This is a genomic window from Nonomuraea sp. N2-4H, assembly GCF_045291505.1.
In the GTDB taxonomy this organism is placed as follows: domain Bacteria; phylum Actinomycetota; class Actinomycetes; order Streptosporangiales; family Streptosporangiaceae; genus Nonomuraea; species Nonomuraea fastidiosa.
On sequence record NZ_CP147987.1, the window covers coordinates 1360082 to 1381087 of the forward strand.

General features: G+C 72.0%; 18 protein-coding genes. 7 read left to right on the top strand and 11 right to left on the bottom strand.

The genetic code is table 11. The annotated features are described in order from the left end of the window. Positions 1-15: 15 nt before the first annotated feature. Complete coding sequence (locus tag WBK31_RS06250; protein WP_406674459.1) at positions 16-1455, top strand: citrate synthase; 1440 nt, start codon at positions 16-18, stop codon at positions 1453-1455. Between the two features lie 140 nt (positions 1456-1595). Here WBK31_RS06250 and WBK31_RS06255 read toward each other — a convergent pair whose 3' ends face one another. The 3 genes from WBK31_RS06255 to WBK31_RS06265 all read right to left on the bottom strand — a co-directional run bounded on the left by WBK31_RS06255 (position 1596) and on the right by WBK31_RS06265 (position 7197). Further along, a complete protein-coding gene (locus tag WBK31_RS06255; RefSeq protein WP_364067624.1) occupies positions 1596-4715 on the bottom strand; it encodes a chromosome partitioning protein ParA in 3120 nt (1039 codons plus the stop codon). 56 nt (positions 4716-4771) lie between these two features. Next, on the bottom strand, positions 4772-5692 hold the full coding sequence (locus WBK31_RS06260; protein ID WP_406674460.1) for a hypothetical protein: 921 nt from the start codon (positions 5690-5692) through the stop codon (positions 4772-4774). 305 nt (positions 5693-5997) lie between these two features. After that, complete coding sequence (locus WBK31_RS06265) at positions 5998-7197, bottom strand: hypothetical protein (RefSeq protein WP_378784337.1); 1200 nt, start codon at positions 7195-7197, stop codon at positions 5998-6000. A 249-nt stretch (positions 7198-7446) separates the two neighbouring features. On the opposite strand from WBK31_RS06265, the gene WBK31_RS06270 reads away from it, so the two are divergent. After that, positions 7447-8628 (top strand): AAA family ATPase, encoded by a 1182-nt coding sequence (locus WBK31_RS06270; protein ID WP_406674461.1) that lies wholly within the window; start codon positions 7447-7449, stop codon positions 8626-8628. A gap of 3 nt (positions 8629-8631) precedes the next feature. Here the strand turns inward: WBK31_RS06270 and WBK31_RS06275 are convergent, their stop codons facing one another. The 5 genes from WBK31_RS06275 to WBK31_RS06295 all read right to left on the bottom strand — a co-directional run bounded on the left by WBK31_RS06275 (position 8632) and on the right by WBK31_RS06295 (position 11976). After that, a complete protein-coding gene (locus WBK31_RS06275) occupies positions 8632-8859 on the bottom strand; it encodes a hypothetical protein (protein WP_378784333.1) in 228 nt (75 codons plus the stop codon). Positions 8860-8932: 73 nt separating this feature from the next. Further along, positions 8933-10051 carry a magnesium and cobalt transport protein CorA gene (locus tag WBK31_RS06280; protein WP_364067631.1) on the bottom strand — a complete coding sequence of 373 codons (1119 nt, stop codon included), beginning with the start codon at positions 10049-10051 and terminating at the stop codon, positions 8933-8935. Between the two features lie 25 nt (positions 10052-10076). Continuing rightward, the gene (locus WBK31_RS06285; RefSeq protein ID WP_364067633.1) at positions 10077-10553 is read right to left on the bottom strand and encodes a nuclear transport factor 2 family protein; all 477 of its coding nucleotides are present in this window, start codon (positions 10551-10553) and stop codon (positions 10077-10079) included. A 7-nt stretch (positions 10554-10560) separates the two neighbouring features. After that, positions 10561-11442, bottom strand: coding sequence for an amidohydrolase family protein (locus WBK31_RS06290; protein WP_364067635.1), 882 nt, complete (start codon positions 11440-11442; stop codon positions 10561-10563). Between the two features lie 21 nt (positions 11443-11463). After that, positions 11464-11976, bottom strand: a complete 513-nt coding sequence (locus WBK31_RS06295; protein WP_378784329.1) for an LLM class flavin-dependent oxidoreductase — start codon at positions 11974-11976, stop codon at positions 11464-11466. Between the two features lie 110 nt (positions 11977-12086). Here WBK31_RS06295 and WBK31_RS06300 point away from each other — a divergent pair, with 110 nt between their 5' ends. After that, complete coding sequence (locus tag WBK31_RS06300; protein WP_364067639.1) at positions 12087-12785, top strand: M50 family metallopeptidase; 699 nt, start codon at positions 12087-12089, stop codon at positions 12783-12785. Between the two features lie 46 nt (positions 12786-12831). After that, positions 12832-14625, top strand: a complete 1794-nt coding sequence (locus WBK31_RS06305) for a protein kinase domain-containing protein (RefSeq protein ID WP_406674462.1) — start codon at positions 12832-12834, stop codon at positions 14623-14625. Here the strand turns inward: WBK31_RS06305 and WBK31_RS06310 are convergent. Next, positions 14614-16788, bottom strand: a complete 2175-nt coding sequence (locus WBK31_RS06310; protein WP_364067643.1) for a thiamine pyrophosphate-dependent enzyme — start codon at positions 16786-16788, stop codon at positions 14614-14616. The two genes, WBK31_RS06305 and WBK31_RS06310, sit on opposite strands and share 12 nt — an antisense overlap. A 244-nt stretch (positions 16789-17032) precedes the next feature. On the opposite strand from WBK31_RS06310, the gene WBK31_RS06315 reads away from it, so the two are divergent. After that, on the top strand, positions 17033-18091 hold the full coding sequence (locus WBK31_RS06315) for a hypothetical protein (RefSeq protein ID WP_406674463.1): 1059 nt from the start codon (positions 17033-17035) through the stop codon (positions 18089-18091). Positions 18092-18102: 11 nt separating this feature from the next. Next, positions 18103-18342, top strand: a complete 240-nt coding sequence (locus WBK31_RS06320) for a hypothetical protein (RefSeq protein ID WP_406674464.1) — start codon at positions 18103-18105, stop codon at positions 18340-18342. Between the two features lie 83 nt (positions 18343-18425). Here the strand turns inward: WBK31_RS06320 and WBK31_RS06325 are convergent, their stop codons facing one another. Beyond that, a complete protein-coding gene (locus WBK31_RS06325; protein WP_406674465.1) occupies positions 18426-18632 on the bottom strand; it encodes a hypothetical protein in 207 nt (68 codons plus the stop codon). 138 nt (positions 18633-18770) lie between these two features. After that, positions 18771-19370: a TetR/AcrR family transcriptional regulator gene (locus WBK31_RS06330; RefSeq protein WP_364067647.1), complete on the bottom strand. Its 600-nt coding sequence runs from the start codon at positions 19368-19370 to the stop codon at positions 18771-18773. 61 nt (positions 19371-19431) lie between these two features. On the opposite strand from WBK31_RS06330, the gene WBK31_RS06335 reads away from it, so the two are divergent. Beyond that, positions 19432-21003 (top strand): carboxyl transferase domain-containing protein, encoded by a 1572-nt coding sequence (locus WBK31_RS06335; protein WP_364067649.1) that lies wholly within the window; start codon positions 19432-19434, stop codon positions 21001-21003. The last annotated feature ends 3 nt before the right edge of the window (positions 21004-21006 follow it).

Below are 21006 nucleotides of genomic sequence, written 5' to 3' on the forward strand. Positions count from 1 at the left end.
GAGGGTTCTGCCGGGGTGGAGTGGATCGACGCGGCCACGGCGGCCGAGCGGCTCGGGATCAAGCCCGCCACGCTGTACGCGTACGTGAGCCGCGGCGTCGTGCAGCGCCGGCACAGCGAGGACGGCCGGCGCAGCCTCTTCTCCGCCGAGGAGATCGAACGCCTCGCCCGCCGCGGCCGGCCGCGCGCCCAGCCGCCGGAGCTCGTCATCGAGTCCGCCGTCACGTCGCTCGGCGTGGACCGGCCCTACTACCGGGGCGCGGACGCGCTCGCGCTCGCGCGTACGGCGGCGTTCGAGACCGTCGCCGAGTGGCTGTGGACCGGCGACCCCGGCGTATGGCTACGGGCCGCGCCGGGCGGGCGGCGGCTCCAGCCCGACGGAGGGCTACGGGCCGCGCCGGGCGAGCGACGGCTCGAGCCTGACGCGAGGCTGCGGGGCGCGCCGGGCGGGAGGTGGCTCGAGCCTGACGCGGGGCTGCGGGGCGCGCCGGGCACGTGGCGCTTCGAGCCCGGGGACGGGTTGCGGGCCGCCGTCGCCGCTCAGCGCGGCCTGCCCGGCGACCTCATGCCGCTCGACCGCCTCCAGGTCATCGTCACGGTGCTCGGCGCGTCCGACTCCCTGCGCTACCAGCTCGACCCCGACTCCGTCACCGCCACCGCCCGCCGCCTCATCGCGGGGCTGGTGGACGCGCTGCCGCCGCTCGGCGAGCCCCAGGGCGACACGATCGCCGAACGTCTCTGGTCCCGCCTGTGCCCGCACCCCGCCACGCCCGGCCTGCTCGACGCGCTCAGGGCCGCGCTGGTGCTGCTCGCCGACCACGAACTCGCCGCCTCCACGCTCGCCGCCCGGGTGGCCGCCTCCGCCAAGGCCGACCCGTACGCCGTCGTCCTCACCGGGCTCGGCGTGCTGGGCGGACCGCTGCACGGCGGGGCCTCGTACGCCGCAGAACGCCTCCTCGACGAGATCACCCACCCCGGCGAGGCGCCCCGCGTCATCGGCGAGCGCGTACGGCGCGGCGAGCGCATCCCCGGCTTCCGCCACAGCGTCTACAAGAACGGTGACGCCCGCGGCACCCTCCTCCTCGACCTGATCAGGAAGGCCGTCACGGAAACCGGCGCCCGCACCGCACCCTGCCCACCGGCCAAGCGCGCGCATCGGGGCGGACCGGGCGAGCCCGCGCGCCTTGGGGATCCGGGCGAGACCGTTCTCCGGCCGGATCGGATCGACGTGGTGGATGCCGTGCTGGCGGAGATGCGCCGGCGCCGCCTGCCCCACCCCAACGTGGACCTCGCCCTCGCCACCCTCGTCACCGTCAGCGGCATGACGCGCGGCGCGGGCGAGGCCATCTTCGCGGTGGCCAGGGCGGCGGGCTGGCTGGCGCACGCGATGGAGGAATATCGCCGCGGCTCTCTCCTCCGCCTCCGCGCCTCCTACACCGGCCCGCCACCGAAGTGACCACGAAGCCCCCGGACGTCCACCACCGCCGCCCGCGCGCAGCCCGCGCTGGGCTCAGCCGGCCGCGCCCGGCGCCTCACCGTTCGCGGGCGGGCTCACGCCGTGACCGCGGGCGCCTGCCCCGCCGTTCGCGGGCGGGCTCACGCCGTGAGCGCGGGCGCGCCGCGCTCCACGTACGCCGCCAGCGCCCGGACCCGCTCCGCGTGCTGGTCGTGCCCCACGATGACCGGCGGCTCGTTGTACGGCATGGCGTCCGACGACCGACGCAGCTTGATGTACTGCCCGCACGCGTCGATCGCGTACGGCTCCATGTCGTCCTGCAGCGCCCCGATCACCGTGATCCCGTACGTCTCGCCGATCCGCCGGAACAGCGCCACCGCCTCCCGCCGGTGCTCCTTGCCCAGGTTGCGCCCGAGCTCGTCGAGCACCAGGCACAGGTGGCCGCCGCCGGATGAGGCGATGGCCGCCGCGCACACCAGCTTGACGGCCTTCTCGTCCATGAGCGCGGTGTTGGCCCGCCGGTTGTACGGCACGAACGCCTGCCCCTCGCCCCGCCGCCACTTGGGCGTGACCCGCCACTGCCAGCGCTGCTCGGGGTCGGCGGGCGCGGGCGGGACGGGGAACTCCAGCGTGGCGCCGTAACCGCCGTACGAGGTGTCGAGCTTGTCGAACTCCTCGGCCACCCGCGCCAGCCGCGCCTTGATCGCGGCGGTCAGCGCGGCGCGGTGCACGGCCGTGGACTGGGCGGCCTCCTCCGCGCCCCTGGCCGCCGCCGCCAGGTCGCGCTGCCGGGAGACGAGCTGGGCCTCGATCTGCCGCCGCTGGTGGCGTTCGTACTCCTCCTGGCCGCGCAGATAGGACGACAGCGACCCGCAGACCGCCGAGAACGTCGCCTGCTCCCGCGCCGTGCTGCCCTCCCGCTCGCTCAGCAGGAAGCGCAGCTCCTCGGGCAGCTCCGCGTCCTCGTCGGGGAACGTGTCGCGCAGCGCCTGGTCGAGGTGGCGTTCGGCGATCCGCCACCACTCGTCGGCGGTGCGCGTGCGCTCCTCGTCGGGCAGCGCCTCCAGCCACTCGCGGGCGCTGTCGATGGTGCCGCCCCAGTCTTCGGCGAGCGCGTCGAGCTTGAGCGCCTCGCGTTCGGCGGTGACCTTGGCCTCCTGCTCGCGGGCCTGCGCGCGCTCGCTCTCGTGCCGGTGCCTGCGCCCTTCCAGCCGCTCGATCTCCATGTCGCGGGTACGTGCCCGGAAGTCGAGCGCGGCGGCCTGGCGCTCGGCCTCGGCGACCTTGGGCGCGAGCTCCTCGATGGCGGCGTTCAGCTCGGCCAGCTTGGCCCGCCGCTCGCCCAGCTTGACCTCGAGCTCGGCCAGCCGCACCCCGGCCCTGGCGCCTTCGAGCCGCCGCTGCGCCTCGGCGACCGTCTCCTCCGCGTCGCGTACGGCCTGGGCCGCGCTCTCCTGGACGTCCTTGGCCCGGTTGAGCCGCTGCTCGGCGGCCTTGATGCGGGCCTCGCGCCCGGTCGCCACCCCCTCGAACGCCCCGACGACGCTCACCCCGGCCGCGCTCACCAGCACCGACCCCGGCAGGTCGGCCAGGGCTTCGGCGGCCGCGCCGAGCTGAGTGGCGTCCACGATCACGGCGTGCTCGTGCGGCCAGCCGCGCAGGCCACCGGACGCGCCCGCGTCGCGCGCCTGCTCGGCCACGTCGAGCGCGTCGAGCAGCCCGGTCGCGCCGATCCCCGCCGCCGCCAGCGCGTTGAGCTGGGCCGCCGCCGGACCGCCCTCAGCGTCATCGAGGGCCGCCTGCGCCGAGGCCACCTCCTGGTCGGCCACGCCGAGGGCCTTCAGCGCCTCGTTGAGCCGCAGCCGCGCCTCGCCGAGCTCGCGTTCGGCCGCCGGCACGTCGCGCCCGTCGGCGAAGCGGCGGGTCTCCTCCAGGGCGGGGATGAGCCCGCGCAGCTCGTCGGCGGAGTTCTCCGTCACGGCGCGGTCGGCGTCGAGCTTGCTCGCCCGCGCCTGCAGCGCCGCCAGCTCCTTGCGCGCCTGCGACACCTGCCGGTCGAGGGTGTCCTCGCGCAGCGTGGCGATCTCCGCCTTGACCAGGGCGACGGCCTCGGCCGCCGCCTCGCCGGCCGCGCGGTGGCGCTCAAGGTCGGCGGCCAGCGCCTCGTCCTTGGCGGCGGCGTCGGCCAGCCTGCGGGCCTGCCGCCCGCGCCAGCACCGCTGCGCGTCGGCCAGCCGGATGCGCGCCTGGTCGCGCCGGTCGAACGTGCTCAGCAGCGCCTTCGACTCCGACTCGAACTCGGCCAGCCGGTCGGCCGCCTGCGCCGCCCGCACCCGCTTGGCGTGTTCGTCGCGGCGGGCCTCGCGCTCCTGCTCCAGCTCGGCGTCCAGGCCGGTCAGCGCGGCGATGGCCTCGAAGACCCGCTCGGGCGAGATCTCGTTGAGCGGCTGGGAGAGCAGGTTGGTGGCGACCTTGCTGCGCACGGACGTGGACAGGAACGACACACACCTGACCTTGTCGCCGTAGAGGACCTTGGTGAGGTCGCGGGCCACGACGTCGCGCCGCCCCGCAGAGCGCGGCAGCGACGCCCAGATCTCGTCGGCCCGCGCCACCCGCTCGGCCTCCGACGGCGACGCCGCGAGGTGAATCCCCTCCCGCCAGCGGATCTCCAGGTGGGGCGCCTCCTGGTTGACCCGCAGCCACACGGTCAGCGCCCCGCCTGAGGTGTCGGGCACGTCGAACAGCTCGCCGTCGGAAGGCTCCGCGCCGAACAGGTCGCCGCCGGACGGCTCCCCGCCGGACGACCCGCGATCGGAGGGCCTCCCCTTGGACGGCCCGTCGTCGGACAAGCCACCGCCGGACGGCTCGCCATCGGACGGGGCAACGCCTGCCGCCGCCTCCCGAGAGCCGGAGGCCGGCGGGGCGAACCCGTTCATCCCGGGCGGCGCGAAGACCCCCACGATGTAGCCGTGGTCGGCGCTCGCCCACTGCCGCGACCCGGCGCCGCTGGCCAGCTCCGCGTTGAACAGCAGCTCCGACACCGCCTTCGCACCCGAGGCGAACCGCCACTGCTCGTCGCCAAGCAGCGCCGTGATCGAGGCGATGAACGACGACTTGCCCGCGCCGTTGGAGTCCTTCGGCCCCGCGCCGGCCACCACGATCAGCGTGCCGGGAACGGTGGGCACCGGATGGGTCGACAACCGCGAGATGTTGACCGCCTGCACGGCGATCAGCACGCGGTCCCCGACGACGTTCTCCACCTGCGACACCTAAACCCCCGTAACCCTTCCATCCCTCATCAACGCTGACATGTGACTCATTTGGCCGACCTTCGGGCGAGCACCGCCGCCGCGAGCGGCGTGTTGGGCCCGGCTGCCAGGATCAGCTCCTCCTGCAACCGCCGCCGCGCCGCGGGGGTGAGCCGGTGGAACTGCGGCCCCGGCACGTAGCCGCCCGCCTCCTCGCCCGCCTTCACCTGGCTGATCAGCCCCGCGTGCCGCAGCACGCGCAGCGCCGACTCCAGCTCGCCGATCGGCAGCTGGGTGTGGCGGCGCAGCTCGTCGGCCGGTGTGGGGTGCGGCGACAGCCAGGAGTCCTCGGGCAGCAGGCCCTCGGCGCGCGGGATGGCGACCGAGTGCACGAGGATGAGCGTCAGCACCGCGCGCTCGCTCACCCCCAGCCGGGCCGGGCCATCGGCGGCGACGCGGGCGGCGACGGCGTCGTCGTAGCCGGAGATCCAGCGGTCGCGGTGCTGGATCAGCGTACGGCCGCGCCTGGCCAGCATCTCGGCCAGCGTGTGGCGCAGCGCCGGGTCGCGCAGGGCGGCGAAGCGCACCTCCTGCACCGGCTCGGCCGCGTGCTCGACCACCATGAACGCCGCCACCAGCTCGGCCCTGCGCCGCTCGTCGTAGCCGCTCAGCAGGTCGTCGAACTCGGCCATGGCCGGCTCCGCCCTGCCGCCCGCCTCGCCGCCGACGGCGCTCTGCCCGGCGGCCACCAGGTCGTCGTCGGGCACCACGGTCAGCTCGGGACGCGCGGGCTCGGGCAGCCGGCGTACGAGCTCTTGAAGCTGCGCGTGCGACTCGGGCGGCCACAGGGCGCAGCGCGGGCCCAGCGTCACCACGCCGTCGTCCAGCACCACCCACGCGGAGTCGTGCAGCCGCCGCAGCGCGCCCACCGCCCAGTTGCGCATCAGGTCGTCGGTACGGCCGATCAGCTCGCGATAGGTGTCGAGCACCACGTCGACGGGCGGGCCGGCCCGGCCACGGGCCGGCCGACAGGTCCTGCCAGCAGCACTTGAGCACCGCCGCCAGCACCCGCCGCGTCTCGCCGGAGCGCTCCACCGGCACCGGCGCCACCTGATGCTCGTCGAGCAGCGACGGCGTCACACCGTCAGGCCACACCGGCAGCGCTTCGCCGGTGGAGTCGGCCCTGGTCAGGCGCATCATGCCGGGCGGCGCGGGCTCCGCGGCGCCGAGCTTGACGGGACCGCCCGAGCGGGCGCGGGCGTGGGCGAGAGCCGCGGGCTCCGGCACGGGACGTTCAGCCATGGACGCGCTCCAGGTAACCCTCGGACAGCCAGGTGGGCTCGCGGTCGGGATCGATGGCGAGCCCGTCGGACCAGACCAGGCGGTAGGGAAGCTCGGGCCGCAGATCGACGGTGGTCAGGTCGGCCAGCACACGCCGCGCCGCCGCCCAGTCGGAGCCCAGCGCGTCGCGCAGCGCCACCCGGTCGGCATCGCCGAGCAGCGACTCCGCCGTCTGCCGCAGCCGCTCGAGCGCGGCGTCCTGCGAGGTGTCCAGCTCGGACTCGGGACCCGGATCGGGCAGGTTGGAACGCGGGGGAGTGGGCTGCGCGGGCGCGGGACGCGGCGCCTCGTCGACCGCGCGGGCGATCGCCGCGGGATCGTGCCAAGGCGCGGGCGCGTCGAACACGAACCCGTCGAGCACCGCCGCCAGCCGCTCCTTCGACGCGGTCTGCGCGAACGTGCGCCACGTCTCGGTCGGCAGCAGCGTGAGATTACGGGTGGTGCCCGCCGAGTCGGCCAGCCAGGCCGCCCGCCGTGAGGCGTCGCTGTAGGCGTAGATGGCCGCGCGCAGGTCGGTGCAGACCCGGTCGAGCTCCGGCCAGCGGGTCAGGATCGTGGCGTGCAGGCCCTGCGCCCGCTGGGCGATCTCCTCGGTGCCCCACAGCTTGGGCGCCTGCTCGCGCAGCTCCTCGATGGTGCCGTGGGTGAGCGTGATCAGCTCCAGCGCCCACAGCCGGAACGCCCGCGCCAGGTTGAGCGCACTCTGCCTGGCCTCCTCCATCGTGGTGCGCGGATCGGCGACATTGAGGTCCTCGAGCGCGAGCAGCCGGTGCATCTCCGACTGGCCGCCGTCGTCCATCATCCGCCTGATGAACATCAGCCCCACCACGCTCGTGAACGACGCGCGGTAGCGGAGCTGGTTGGGCTTGGGGAACACCTCGCGGATCGCGCCCAGCCCCTTGAGCACCCGCAGCCGGTTGTCGAACTGGTCGGTGGGGTAGGCCCGGCAGGCGAAGCGCATCTGCTCGTGCGTCAGCCACTCCTCGCCCGCCTCGGCGAACGCCGCGAACAACGTCTCGGCGATGTCGACCATGGCCGGATCGTCGACCACCGCCCCGCTGTCGCGGGCCAGCGCGGCGAACATGCGGCGGTAGGTCGACAGGACCGCCTCGTCGGTCAGCACGGAGTCGAGGGTCAGGGGCTGTTCGGACACGGGCACTAAGGTACGGCTTCGGACCGACACTCCATGCACGCCCGCACCGCCGATCCCATCGCTACCAGCCGGTACGTCCACGCGAGTGATCTGCGGGCGCTAGGGTGATGCACGGTAATACGGGGGCAACGGTGCGCAGTCGTACATGTCGGGGGTGCGGGACTTTGTGCCACTCGCAGCATGGCAGGACCGCCGTGGCCTCCACCGGAGGGCCGCTCTCCGAGTACGCCGGCTGAGAAGGGGACTCAGTTGACCCAGTACCACTACCAGGACCACGCCGAGCAGGCCGCCTACCGCTACCCGGACGCTGCCGAGCAGGCTGTGCCGCCGTACCAGCACCAGCAGCAGGCCGTCCACCCTCAGCACACCGGGCCGTACGACGCCTCCGCCCAGCTCCAGCAGAACGCCCAGCTCCAGCAGAGCCCCCAGCTTCCGCAGAACGCGCAGGCCCAGCAGAGCGCGCAGGTCCAGCAGCAGAACGCCCAGCTCGCCGGCCAGTTCGCGCAGCGCTTCCGCCTGCTCGCCAGCAACATCGAACGCGTCATCAGGGGCAAGCACGAAGCCATCGAGCTGGCCCTGATCTGCCTGTTCGCCGAGGGTCACCTGCTCGTCGAGGACGTCCCCGGCACCGGCAAGACGACGCTCGCCCGCTCGCTCGCCGCCAGCGTGGACGCCGAATGGCGGCGCATCCAGTTCACGCCCGACCTGCTGCCCAGCGACATCACCGGCGTGTCCATCTTCAACCAGGCGCAGCAGACGTTCGAGTTCCACCACGGGCCGGTCTTCGCCAACATCGTGCTCGCCGACGAGATCAACCGCGCCTCGCCGAAGACGCAGGCCGCGCTCCTGGAGGTCATGGAGGAACGCCGGGTCACCGTCGACGCCGAACCCCACCCGGTGCCCAGGCCGTTCCTCGTCGTCGCCACGCAGAACCCCGTCGACATGGACGGCACGTACCCGCTGCCCGAGGCCCAGCTCGACCGGTTCCTGATGAAGATCTCCGTCGGCTACCCCGACCACGCCTCGGAGGTCGAGGTGCTCAAGGGCATGCCCACCGGGCCGCAGGTGGACCGGCTGCCCGTGGTGGCGCGCTCGTCGGACGTCGCCGGAATGATCGACTTCGCCTCCCGCATCCACGTGGCCGACCCCGTCTACGACTACATCGTCTCGCTGTGCGCGGCCACCCGTACCAGCCCGCACCTGCGCCTGGGCGCGAGCCCGCGCGGCAGCCTCGCCCTGCTGCGCGCCGCCCGCGTCAAGGCCGCCGCCGCGGGACGGCACTATGTGGTGCCCGAGGACGTCAAGGCGCTCGCCGTGCCCGTGCTGGCACACCGCCTCATCCTCACCCCCGAGGCCGAGCTCCGCGACATCACCGCCGCCGCCGCACTCACCGAACTCCTGACCACCATGCCGGTCCCCCAGGCGGCCTGACCGCTACCCCGGGCCATCGGGCGAGGGGGAGTCCAGCAGCAACGGCTTCAACTGCCGGAAGAATTCGACCGCATCCGCCACCGAATCCCGCCCCGGCGCGCCTTCCATGATGTTGACGGACAGTAGCTTCTCGTGATCGGGCGTCCACCCGTAGACGAACGCGATGCTCCTGCCTTGCGCGTTCTTCCGCCGCGCCGAGAATCCGGGCCCGAGCCCGTCGGGGAGATCCATTCCGTGGAGGACCCGTTTGGTGTTCTCCGACCCTTCAGGACTCTTTCATGAAATATCCGGAAAGGTGCGCGGCTCAGAGCCAGTCTCTCCGCTTGAAGACCATGTACAGCACCAGGCACACCACGCCCATGAGCACGAGCGCGAACGGATACCCGAACACCCAGTGCGTTTCCGGCATGAAATCAAAATTCATCCCGTAAATGGTCCCCACCAGCGTCGGCGCGAAGAGGATGGCCGCCCAGGCGGAGATCTTCTTGACCTCCTCGCCCTGCTGGATGCTGGCCTCCGTCATGCGCGCCATCTCGGCGTTCTGCGCCTGGGTGACCAGCGTGGAGTTGACGACGAGGATGTTCTGCAGCATCTGGCGGAAGGACGAGATGCGCTCGGTCACGGTGATCGCGTGGTCGGCGACGTCGCGCAGGTAGCTCTGCAGCTCGTCGGTGACGCCGTACTTGCGGGCGCCGGCGATGAACCCGTGGATCATGCCGACCAGCGGCGCGGTGGCCCGCTGGAACTCGATCACCTCGCCGGACAGCTCGTAGACGCGCCGCGACACCGACGGGTCGCCGCTGAAGACCTGGACCTCGATCTCCTCGATGTCCTTCTGCAGCCCGGCCACGACCGGCGCGTACCCGTCCACGACGGCGTCGAGTATCGCGTACAGGACGGCCTGCGGGCCTTGACGCAGCAGGTCGGGGTCCGACTCCATGCGCTTGCGGACGCCCTGCAGGTCGGGCGCCTCGGCATGGCGTACGGTGATCACGAAGTTGGGGCCGACGAAGACGTGCAGCTCGCCGAAGGCGACCTCCTCCACGTCGTCGAGGTAGCGGGCGGCGCGCAGCACGACGAAGAGGGTGTCGCCGTAACGGTCGGCCTTGGGCCGCTGGGAGCCGACGATGGCGTCCTCGAGGGCCAGCTCGTGCAGCTCGAACTCCTCGCCGAGCTTGACCAGCTCCCACTCCTTGGGCCGGTAGAGCCCGATCCACGCCATGGAGTCGGGCATCTGCTTGAGGCGTTCGAAGGCGTCGGCGAGCGAGCCGGGGTTGTCGACCCGCTCGCCGTCGCGGTAGATGGCGTTGTCGATCACGGTCGGCCGATAGGGATGCTCCTCCACGGCGCGCGGGTCCATCGAGTGTTCCGGCGCCTCCTCGCGGGTTTCTCCGCCGCGCCTGAGACCCCTCACCCTGGCCATGGGCGAACCTCCCAACCGGAAAGAACTAAGACGAGCTCATCAGCTCGTTGAGCTGCTGTGTCGCACGGTCTCTGATGGTCTTACGCCACATGGGCGTCCAGCCGAACACCAGCCCGTGCGGCCGGCCCAGCGCCATCTTCGACCAGCGCTTGAAGTCGAAGTCGTCACGATGGCGGACGATCAGGTCGTCTTCGAACCTGAACAGCGCGTCGATCTCGTTGACGACCTGGCGGCCCGTGCTGGAGAAGGTGTAGCGGGCCGTCCAGTGGGCGGTGCCGGTGAAGTCGTCGGCTGTCACGTCACGATATTCGGACTTCAGCCCGTCGCGCACGCCGAGCTGCAGCCGCCACATCCTCATCACCCGGTCGCGCCCCTCGACCTCCTGGAAGATGGGATCGCTGAAACTGACTTCGGGGTGGTAACAGCGCTCCATGGCCGCGAAGTCCGCGCGGCCGAGAGCGTCGTAGAAAGCGCTGATGAGCGCCACGTGCCGATCGTTCACCCTTCTATCAGATCATGGCGGCACCGTTGTCCCAGCACACGGCCCGCAACCAGGCATCGCCCAGATCGAGGCGGGCCAGCGCGTCGAGCTGGTGCGCGTACGAGTACGGGATCGTGGGGAAGTCCGTGCCCAGCACCACCTTCCCCGCCAGGCCGAGATCACGCAGCGCGGGCCGCAGCCGGTCGGGGAACGGCATGCGCTTCTCGCTGAAGTCGGTGAAGGCCATCGTGGTGTCCAGCGCGACCCGTTCGTAGCGGGCGGCCAGCTCGAAGAACGGGTCGTACTCGGGCATGCCGAGGTGCGCGATCACCACCCGCAGCGCCGGATGGCGGCGCAGCACCTCGGCGATGGGCTCGATCCCGACATGTCCACCGGGCACGGGCACCGAGCTCGCGTGCACCACGACCGGCACCCCCGACTCGGCCAGCAGCCCCCACACGCCGTCCAGCTCGGGCACCCGCGGATCGAACCCGCCCACCTGCAGGTGCACCTTGAAGATCCGGGCGCCGTCGTCGAGCGCCTTCCGCGCGTACGCCTCCACGCCCGGCTCGGGGTAGAAGGTCGCGGACGGCAGGCAGCCCGGGGTGCGGCGGGCGAAGCCGAGCGTCCAGGCGTTCAGGTCGGACGCCATGCCGGGTTTGTGGGCGTACGCCAGCGCGGGGAACGTCCGCACGCCCAGCTCCCGCAGCCGCTCGACCCGCTTGTCGACCGGCCACTCGTACGTGATGGGCCACCCGTCGCCCATCAGCGGCCCGCCGTGGTGGAAGTGGTGCCACACCCGGCGTTCCATGCGTTCGGGCAGGAAGTGCACGTGCAGGTCGATCAGGCCGGGCAGCCCCAGCCGTCGCCACCAGCCAGGCACTTCGGCGTCAGATACCACGCACGACACCCTAAACACCCCGAAGGGGCTTCACCAGGTGGAGATCTGCGGGATCACCTCGCCGCCCAGCAGCTCGATCGCCTTGAGCTGGTCGCCGGCGCGGGCGGTCACGTAGACGGCGGTGAAGCCGAGCTCGTGCAGGCTCCTGAGCTGGTCGAGCACGCGGCCCGCATCGTCGTCGGGCCCGAGCGCCAGCACGCTCGTCTTCTCGATCTCGTCGTAGTCGCGGCCCTCGCGCTCGCAGTGGCCGCGCAGCACGTCGAGCTTACGGGTGACGTCGGGGCCGCCGAAGATGTTGCAGGCGTCGGCGTACTTGGCGACCAGGCGCAGCGTCTTCTGCTCGCCGGAACCGCCGATCATGATCTTGGGGTGCGGCCGGCTGACGCTCTGCGGCGAGTTCAGCGTGCGTTCCAGCCGGTAGTGCCGCCCCTCGTACGGCTCCTGGCCGCCGCTCCACATCTGACGGCAGATCTGCAGCGTCTCCTCGAGCCGCTCCGCCCCGCCCGGCCAGGTGAAGTGCTGAATGTGCAGTCCGAGTTCCATGGGCAGGCCCCCTCATGATCGGAAATGGCTGCGGCCATTATCACTCCGCGTGCGCCGCCGCTTCCGCAGGGACTCCGCGGACCCGGCGAAGCGATTAGGGTTTGTCCTCGATGGACAAGTTCTGGGCCCACCTGATCGCCACGCAACCCGACCCCGAGCCCTGGGTGGTGGCGGGCTCGGCGCTCGCGGCGCTCGTGATCGTCGGCTTCCGCATGCCCTGGCAGGTCTCCCGCGGCCTGATCACGATCGCCCATGAGGGCGGCCACGCCCTCATGGCGCTGCTCACCCGGCGCAAGCTCGAAGGCATCCGGCTGCACTCCGACACCTCGGGCGTGACGCTGACCAGGGGCAGGCCCACCGGTCCCGGCATGGTGCTGACCGCGATGGCGGGCTACATCGCGCCGCCGCTGCTCGGGCTGGGCGCCGCGTGGCTCACCGAGCAGGGCCACATCACGCTGCTGATCTGGGGCGTGCTGCTGCTCTTAGTCTGCATGCTGCTGCTGATCCGCAACCTGTACGGCGCCCTCATCCTCCTCGTCACCGGCGGCGCCGTCTTCGCCCTGATCATGTACGCCCCCGCCGGGGTCCAGCAGGTCGTGGCCCTGGTCGCCACCTGGTTCCTGCTCTTCGGCGGCATCCGGCCGATCATCGAGCTGCAGCAGAAGCGGCGCCGCAGGCAGGCCAGAGACTCCGACGCCGACCAGCTCGCCCGGCTGACGTTCCTGCCCGGCGGCTTCTACGTGTTCTTCTTCCTGCTGGTGGCACTGGCGTCCATGGCGTTCGGTGCGTACCTCATGAATCCCCTCTGATCCCGCTATTTCCCACTAAACTCCACAGCAACGGGGGGAGAGTGGAGTGCTGCCAGTCGAGGACGCACCCGGCTACCGGGTACTCGATCAGGTTGGCCAGGGCGGATTCGCCGTCGTTTACCGCGCCTACCAGGAGCGCCTCGACCGGGTCGTGGCGCTGAAGGTGCTGTCCGTCGACCGGGTCGACCAGCGGACCATGCGCAGGTTCCAGCGCGAGTTGCAGCTCACCGGCCGCCTCACCGGCCACCCCAACGTCGTCACCGTCTTCGACACCGGCATGACCGCGTCCGGCAAGCCGTACATCGCGATGGACTTCTTCGAGAACGGCTCGCTGCGCGACCGGATCCGCAGGGAGGGGCCGCTGCCGGTCCCCGACGTGCTGCGCACCGGCGTCAAGCTGGCCGGGGCGCTGGCGGCCGTCCACGAGGCCGGGGTGCTGCACGGCGACATCAAGCCGCAGAACATCCTCATCTCCCGCTACGGCGAGCCGGCGATCGCCGACTTCGGCGTGGCCAGGGTGGTCGACGCGGCGGAGATCTCGGCCACCTCGCAGGCGTTCACGCCGCTGCACGCCGCCCCCGAGGTGCTCACCGGACGCCCTCACTCGGCCGCCACCGACGTCTACTCGCTCGGCTCCACCCTCTATCACCTGCTGGCCGGGCAGCCCGCCTTCCACAACCCGGCGGACCCGTCGATCGCGCCGCTGATGTACCGGGTGCTGAACGCCGAGCCGCCGCCGATCAACCGCCCCGACGTGCCGCCCGCGGTGCTCGCGCCGGTGCTGCGCGCGATGGCCAAGCAGCCGGAGGCCAGGTACGGGTCGGCGCGCGAGCTCGCCCGGCACCTCCAGGCCGTGCAGGCGGAGCTCGGCCTGCCGGTCACCGACCTGATCGGCGCCGGCACCGCCGCGCCCGCGTCCTCGAGCGGCACCGCCTTCCCCGCGACGGGCCCGCAGCACTCCGCCCCTTCAGGCACGGGCTCGCAGTACGTCACCCCTTCCGGTACAGGCGCGCAGCACGCCGCACCCTCCGGTACGAACCCGCACCACTCATCGGGTGCCCGGGCTTTCCCGGCGACAGGGCAGCACCAGGCGCCGACCGGAGCCGCTGCGGCCACGAGCGGGGCGTTCCCCGCGACGGGCCAGTACCTTCCCCCGCCCCAGCCGCCCATGGGAGGGCCGCCGGCGCAGGGACCGTCGCCGATGCAGGGGCCACCGGCAGTGCAAGGGCCACCGGCAGTGCAGGGGTCGCCGGCAGTGCAGGGGTCGCCGCCGGTGCAGGGGTCCCCGCCGGTGCAGGGGTCGCCGTCGTTACAGGCGCCGCCGCCCCAGCACTCCCAGCCCGCACCGAACCCGGGCGCAAGCAGCGCGCGTACCCGCACCATCCTCCTGATCGCCGCCGCCGTGGCGGTGATCGCGGTCGGCGGCACGGCGCTGGCCGTCTTCCTCTCCCAGCCGCCGGACCGGCCCGGCACGACCACCACCACTCCGACGACGGCCACGGGCACGCAACGCCCGCAGGGCGGGCAGGATGTATCGGCCTACGCGCCCCGCGAGGTCAAGCTGACCGCCGACCAGGGCGCGCTGATCGAGCTGAAGTGGACGCTGCCAGAAGCCGCCCGCCGCCATCCGGTGGTCATCCAGCGCTCCCCGGGCGAGCAGGGCAGGCAGACCGTCACCGCGCTCGGGCAGGGCGCGACCACGGCCAAGGTCACCGGCCTCGACCCGGACAGCGGCTACTGCTTCCTGGTGGGCGTGCCGGTCCAGATCTCGGAGAACTCGACGGTCGCCTGGTCGGAGCCGTACTGCATCAGGGGAGCGGTGGCCCGCTCAGCCGAGTAGCTTGCGCGCCGCCTGCTCGATCTCCTCCTCCGACAGCAGCACGTGATCGGCCGCCGGGCCGAGCGGGATGAAGCTGTCCTCCGACGTCACCCGCGCGACCTTCCCGGTGAACCCGGCGTCGAGCAGCTCGGCCACGATGCCCTCGGAGACGCCGCCGGAGTGCCGGGTCTCGTCGGCGATCAGCACGGCGCCCGTCAGCTCGGCCGAGCGCAGCAGGTCCTCGATCGGCAGCGGCGCCAGCCAGCGCAGGTCGAGCACGCGGCAGCCGTACCCCTCCTGGGTGAGCCGCACCGCGGCGCGCAGGCTCATCCGCACCCCGTTGCCGAACGTGACGATCGTCAGGTCGCGCCCGTCGCCGTAGGAGCGGGCCTTGCCGATCGGCACGTGCGTCTCGGCCCAGCGCGAGGGCGGCGCGTACGGGGCCAGCCAGCCGCCGTCGCCGTCCTCGAACAGGTCACGGGTGTGGTAGAGCGCGATCGGCTCCAGGAACACGCACACCGACCCGGCCGTACGGGCCGCCGCCAGGCACGTGCGCAGCATGGCCGAGGCGTCGTCGGGCCGCGCCGGTGAGGCGATGACCAGGCCGGGGATGTCGCGCAGCGCGGCCACCGCGTTGTCGTTGTGGAAGTGGCCGCCGAACCCCTTCTGGTAGGCGTAGCCGGCCACCCGCACCACCATCGGGTTGGTGTAGGCGCCGCGCGAGAAGAACGACAGCGTCGAGCCCTCGCCGCGGATCTGGTCGAGCGCGTTGTGCAGGTAGGCGAGATATTGGATCTCGGGTACGGGCAGCAGCCGCGACACGCCCTGCCCGAGCGCGAGGCCCAGGATGGCCTGCTCGTCGAGCAGCGTGTCGAAGACCCGGCCGGGGCCGAACCGCTTCTGCAGCCCCCTGGTCACGCCGTAGACACCGCCCTTCTTGCCGACGTCCTCGCCGAACACGGTCAGCTCGGGGTAGACGGCCAGCGCGTCGGCGAGCGTGCGGTTGATGGACTGCGAGAGGGTCAGCGGCTTGTCGTTCTCCGGCAGCGCCCCGGCGAACGCCTTCTCCCTCACCGCGGGCGAGGCCGCCATCGGGCTGATCTTGGCGATCAGCTCGGGCTTGCGCGGCGCGATCGGCTCCATGACCTCCTTGGCCGAGCCGAGCCGCGGGCGGCGGGCGGTCTCCTGGGCGATGAGCAGGATGTGCTCGCGCGCCAGCTCGTACTGCTTGAGCAGCTCGTCCGGCGTCTCCAGCCCCGCCTCCACCAGCATCGCCGCGGTGCGCAGCAGCGGGTCGCGGGCGAGGTCGGCCTTGATCTCGCGCTGGGTGCGGTAGGCGGACTCGACGTCGGACCCGGCGTGCCCCATCAGCCGCACGGTCCGCAGGTGCAGGAACGCGGGGGAGCGGCGCTCGCGTACGTGCTCGACGGCGCGCACGGCCACGTCGTACGCCTCGGCCAGGTCGCACCCGTCGGCGGCGAAGTATTCGATGCCCGGCCGCCGCACCGCGGCCTCCACCCAGCCCTTGGGCGTGCGCACGCTGATGCCGATGCCGTTGTCCTCGCAGACGAACAAAAGCGGCATGCCCAGCCCCTGGTAGGTGGCGTAGGCGGCGGTGTTGAAGCCGGTCTGCGCGCTCGCGTGGTTGATCGAGGCGTCGCCGAAGCTGCACACCGCGATCGCGTCCTCCGGCCAGGCGGACGGCACGCCCAGCGACCGCGCCCGCTCGATCGCGAACGCCACGCCCACCGCCCTCGGCAGGTGGCTGGCGATCGTGGACGTCTGGGGGATGACGGCCAGGTCGGGATGGCCGAAAACCTTGTGCCGCCCGCCCGCGATGGGCTCCTCTGACGAGGCGGTCAGTCCCAGCAGCACGTCGCGGATGCCCTGCTCGGGCAGCCTGCCCGCCTGCTCGGAACGGGTGAGGTAGAACGCGCCCGAGCGGTAGTGGAGCAGCGCAGGGTCGCCGGGACGCAAGGCGGCGGCCACCGCCGCGTTGCCCTCGTGACCGGCCGAGCCGATCGTGTAGAAGCCCTCATCACGCTCGCGCAGCCACCGGGCCGCGATGTCGAGCAGCCGGCTGTCGAGCTGGCGCCGGTAGAGCGTCCTGCACTGCGCACCGGTCAGTGACGTGCCGTCCCGGATCGGAAGCCCCGGATCTCGCGGAGTGCCCGCTTCCAGCATTGCAACGGCCTGGGTGAAATGAGTCTCTACTGTGTCGCGCGCCACACCCCCGATTATGTCTTTGATCGGCGCTGACGTCTTCCGGACGCAGGCGAGATGTTGTGGAGCGGTCCGATTGACCCCTGTAGATAACTGTTTGTCAGAATTCACAACCTTCACCGCGGGGGCCACGTCTACTAGGAGCACACGCGTGGCACCCTCAATGCCGCGTTGAAACCAATGGGGTCTCCAGAAAGGAACCCGCATGTTGCAACGCATCCGTGTAGCCGCCCTCGCCCTCGTTCTGGGGGCCGGGGCACTCGCCGCGGGCCCGGCCGCGGCAGCGGCGGCTCCCGTACCGAGCATCAGCACCGTGGGCCTGCGCCCCGCGGTCCCGATCGTGGTGTTCGACAAGGACGTCGCCGTCACGTTCACGTTCACCACGAGGTTCGCGGAGAAGGCCGAGCTCAAGCTGAACGGCGCCGCGGTGCCCGTCACCTCGTCGCGCATCCGGGGCGGCCTGAAGTGGACCGGCACCAGGTCGTTCGGCGCGAGCGCCGCCGGCAAGTGGACGTACACCGCCACCGCCTTCGGTGACGGCGAGGCCACCAAGACCGGCTCCTTCGAGGTCGTCAAGGCGCTCACCACCCGGATCGCCGGCTTCAAGGCCGAACCCGGCCGGGTCACCAGGGGCAAGCCCATCAAGGTCGCCTGCGCGCTGCTCGCCGACGGCAAGGCCTACCCCGGCCAGAGCGTCTCCATCACCTTCCGCGAGCGCGGCTCCGACGACTACCGCGAGGTCACCAAGGTGACCAGCGGGCGCGGCGGCTGGTTCTCCGCGAACGTACGCGCCCGGTCCACCGGCTGGTGGCGGGCCGAGTTCGCGGCCACCGCGACCGCGCGGGGCACCGTCAGCGACTCCGACCGCGTGGACGTCAGGCGGCCCAACCTCGCCAGCCGGATCTCCGGCTTCGACGTCCGTCCCGAGCCCGTGGACAAGGGCGACAGGCTCCGCTTCAGCGGCACCCTGCGCGCCGAGCGCCGCGGCGGCCTGTCCGGCCAGCGCGTGTCCATCTTCTTCCGGGCCGACGGCTCGCGCCGGTGGGAGTACGTCACCAGCGACGTGACCGGGCGCGGCGGCCGCTTCTCCGCCACCGCCACGGCGCAGAAGTCCGGCTGGTGGCGCGCCGAGTACCGCGGCACCCGCGGCGTCGACGGCACCGTCAGCCGTCCCGACCGGGTCCAGGTCAACGAGCCCAAGAAGGACACCCGGCTGATCAAGTTCGACGCCTACCCCAGCCGGCCAAGCGCGGCGGCACCCTGAAGTTCAGGGGCGTGCTGCTGGTCTCGGACGACGGCTCGTGGGAGGGCTACGCCGGCAAGGTGGCGCTCTACTTCAAGCCGCTCGGCTCCAAGAAGTGGCAGTACGTCAAGACCACTGCCTCCGGCGACAGCGGCCGCCTCTACACCAAGGCCAGGGCCTGGACCTCCGGCCACTGGAAGTTCGTGTTCCGCGGTGACGCGGCCACCAACGGCGACGACAGCGCCACGGACTTCGTCCGCGTACGGCGCTGACCTTCACGTACTGAGCGCTCTGCGAGTGCACTGACGAGGCCCGGGGGGCACCTCCCCGGGCCTCGCCCTTTCGCCTGGGCTGGCTACCTCTGGCCCGCTTGCTCGAAGCGCTCGCCGATCTCGATCTGCTCGAAGCGCTGATCGAGCTGTTCGAGGCGCTCGTTGAGCGAGTTGCAGCCGGCCTTCATCTCGGCCCTGATGGCTCGGGCCTCTCGAGTGATCAGAAAAGCCATCTCGACCGTCCTCACCCGGCTCTCCAGGTCAAGGTACTTCTCTTCGAGATCCAACATGCGGTTGCGCTCCTTAAGGCATTCGGGGGGATGGCTGTGACGTGCCGCGCGGCGCATCAGGAAAGCTGCCCTCCGTGCAAGATCGTGCGCAGTGAGATGTGAAAGTCCTTCCCGTCGATTCGTCTCGACGGCGGGAAGTTAATGAGCCCTAACGGCGGCGTCGATGGCGGCCCTGGCCATCGCGTGCAGCAGCGGCCGCATCTCGCCCGCGGGCAGCTCGCCGGCGCTGTGCGGGGTCGAGTTGAGCAGCCCGAAGACGGCGTGCGTCGCGGCGCGCAGCCGGGCGGCCGGGCATGACGGGTGCAGCTCGGCGAGCACGGTCACCCATTCCTCGACGTAGAGCCGCTGCAGCCGCCTGATCTGCCTGCGCTGCGGCTCCGGCACGTTGCCCAGCTCCCTGTCGTGCACGGTGATCAGCGCGGGCTGCTCGAGCGCGAACGTGATCTGCACGTCGAGCAGCTCGTCCAGGGTCCGCTTGGGGTCGGGTGAGGAGGTGGCGACCGCGACGGCCGACTCGCGCAGCCGCGAGCTGACGTCGAGCAGCATCTCCGACAGCAGCGCGTCCTTGCCGTCGAAGTGCCGGTAGAGGGCGGGGCCCGAGACGCCGACGGCGGCGCCGATGTCCTCGATCGAGACGCCGTGGAAGCCGCGCGCGGCGAACAGCTCGGCGGCCGCCTCCAGGATTTCCGCGCGCCTGTTGCGGCGGCTGCGGGTAGAGGGGGCGGAGGCGGTGGTCACGTCTCACATGCTAGACGATGAGGTTAATGGTGACTAACATCCGAGCCATGGGAGGGGAGCCATGAGCAGCGACTGGCCGGTGCTGAAGTCGGCGATCGAGCCGGGCAGCGAGGCGTACAAGCGCAACGCCGAGCTCAACGAGCGGCTGGCCGCCGAGCTGCTCGAACGCCTGGCGACGGCGGCGCTCGGCGGGCCTGAGCGGGCGCGGCGGCGGCACATCGAGCGCGGCAAGCTGCTCCCGCGCGACCGCGTGGACGGCCTGCTCGACCCGGGTTCGCGTTTCCTGGAGCTGTCGCCGCTCGCGGCCGGCGGCCTGTACGACGACCAGGCGCCCGCCGCCGGCATCATCACCGGTGTCGGCCGCGTCTCGGGCCGCGAATGCGTGATCGTCGCCAACGACGCCACCGTCAAGGGCGGCACGTACTACCCCATGACGGTCAAGAAGCACCTGCGCGCCCAAGAGGTGGCCCTGCACAACCACCTGCCGTGCGTCTACCTCGTCGACTCCGGCGGGGCGTTCCTGCCCAGGCAGGACGAGGTGTTCCCCGACCGCGAGCACTTCGGCCGCATCTTCTACAACCAGGCCACGATGTCGGCGCGCGGCATCCCGCAGATCGCCGCCGTGCTCGGCTCGTGCACGGCGGGCGGCGCGTACGTGCCCGCGATGAGCGACGAAGCGGTCATCGTACGCAACCAGGGCACGATCTTCCTGGGCGGCCCGCCGCTGGTGAAGGCGGCGACCGGCGAGGAGGTCACGGCCGAGGAGCTGGGCGGCGGCGAGCTGCACGCCCGCGTCAGCGGCGTCACCGACCACCTGGCCGAGGACGACGCCCACGCCCTCGCCATCGTCCGCGACATCGTCGCCACGCTGCCGCCGCGCGCCCCGCGCCCGTGGGAGACGATCAAGCCCGAGCCGCCCCGCCACGACCCCCGCGACCTGTACGGCATCATCCCGGCCGACACCCGGCAGCCGTACGACGTGCACGAGGTGATCGCGCGGATCGTCGACGGCTCGCGGTTCCTGGAGTTCAAGGCCGAGTACGGCCCCACCCTCGTCACCGGCTTCGCCCACATCCACGGCCATCCGGTCGGCATCCTGGCCAACAACGGCATCCTGTTCAGCGAGTCGGCGCTGAAGGGCGCCCACTTCATCGAGCTGTGCGACCAGCGCGGCATCCCCCTGGTCTTCCTGCAGAACATCAGCGGATTCATGGTCGGCAAGGCGTACGAGGCGGGCGGCATCGCCAAGCACGGCGCGAAGATGGTGACGGCGGTGGCGTGCACGCGGGTGCCCAAGTTCACGGTGGTGATCGGGGGCTCGTTCGGCGCGGGGAACTACGCGATGGCGGGGCGGGCGTACTCGCCCAGGTTCCTGTGGATGTGGCCGAACGCCCGCATCTCGGTCATGGGCGGCGAGCAGGCCGCGAACGTGCTCACCACCGTCGGCGACGCCGATCCCGACGCGATCAGGGCGCAGTACGAGCATCAGGGCAACCCGTACTACTCCACGGCCCGGCTCTGGGACGACGGCGTGATCGACCCGCTCGACACCCGCACCGTCCTGGGCCTGGCGCTGTCCGCGGCGGCCAACGCGCCGCTCGAACCCGCCGGCTTCGGCATCTTCCGGATGTGACGC

What these genes read in the sequence shown, in the direction of transcription:
- WBK31_RS06275 (WP_378784333.1), bottom strand. Translation starts at nt 8,859, where the DNA reads ATGGATCTCCCCGACGGGCTCGGGCCCGGATTCTCGGCGCGGCGGAAG.
- WBK31_RS06280 (WP_364067631.1), bottom strand. Translation starts at nt 10,051, where the DNA reads ATGGCCAGGGTGAGGGGTCTCAGGCGCGGCGGAGAAACCCGCGAGGAG.
- WBK31_RS06295 (WP_378784329.1), bottom strand. Translation starts at nt 11,976, where the DNA reads ATGGAACTCGGACTGCACATTCAGCACTTCACCTGGCCGGGCGGGGCG.
- WBK31_RS06300 (WP_364067639.1), top strand. Translation starts at nt 12,087, where the DNA reads ATGGACAAGTTCTGGGCCCACCTGATCGCCACGCAACCCGACCCCGAG.
- WBK31_RS06310 (WP_364067643.1), bottom strand. Translation starts at nt 16,788, where the DNA reads ATGCTGGAAGCGGGCACTCCGCGAGATCCGGGGCTTCCGATCCGGGAC.
- WBK31_RS06315 (WP_406674463.1), top strand. Translation starts at nt 17,033, where the DNA reads ATGTTGCAACGCATCCGTGTAGCCGCCCTCGCCCTCGTTCTGGGGGCC.
- WBK31_RS06325 (WP_406674465.1), bottom strand. Translation starts at nt 18,632, where the DNA reads ATGTTGGATCTCGAAGAGAAGTACCTTGACCTGGAGAGCCGGGTGAGG.
- WBK31_RS06335 (WP_364067649.1), top strand. Translation starts at nt 19,432, where the DNA reads ATGAGCAGCGACTGGCCGGTGCTGAAGTCGGCGATCGAGCCGGGCAGC.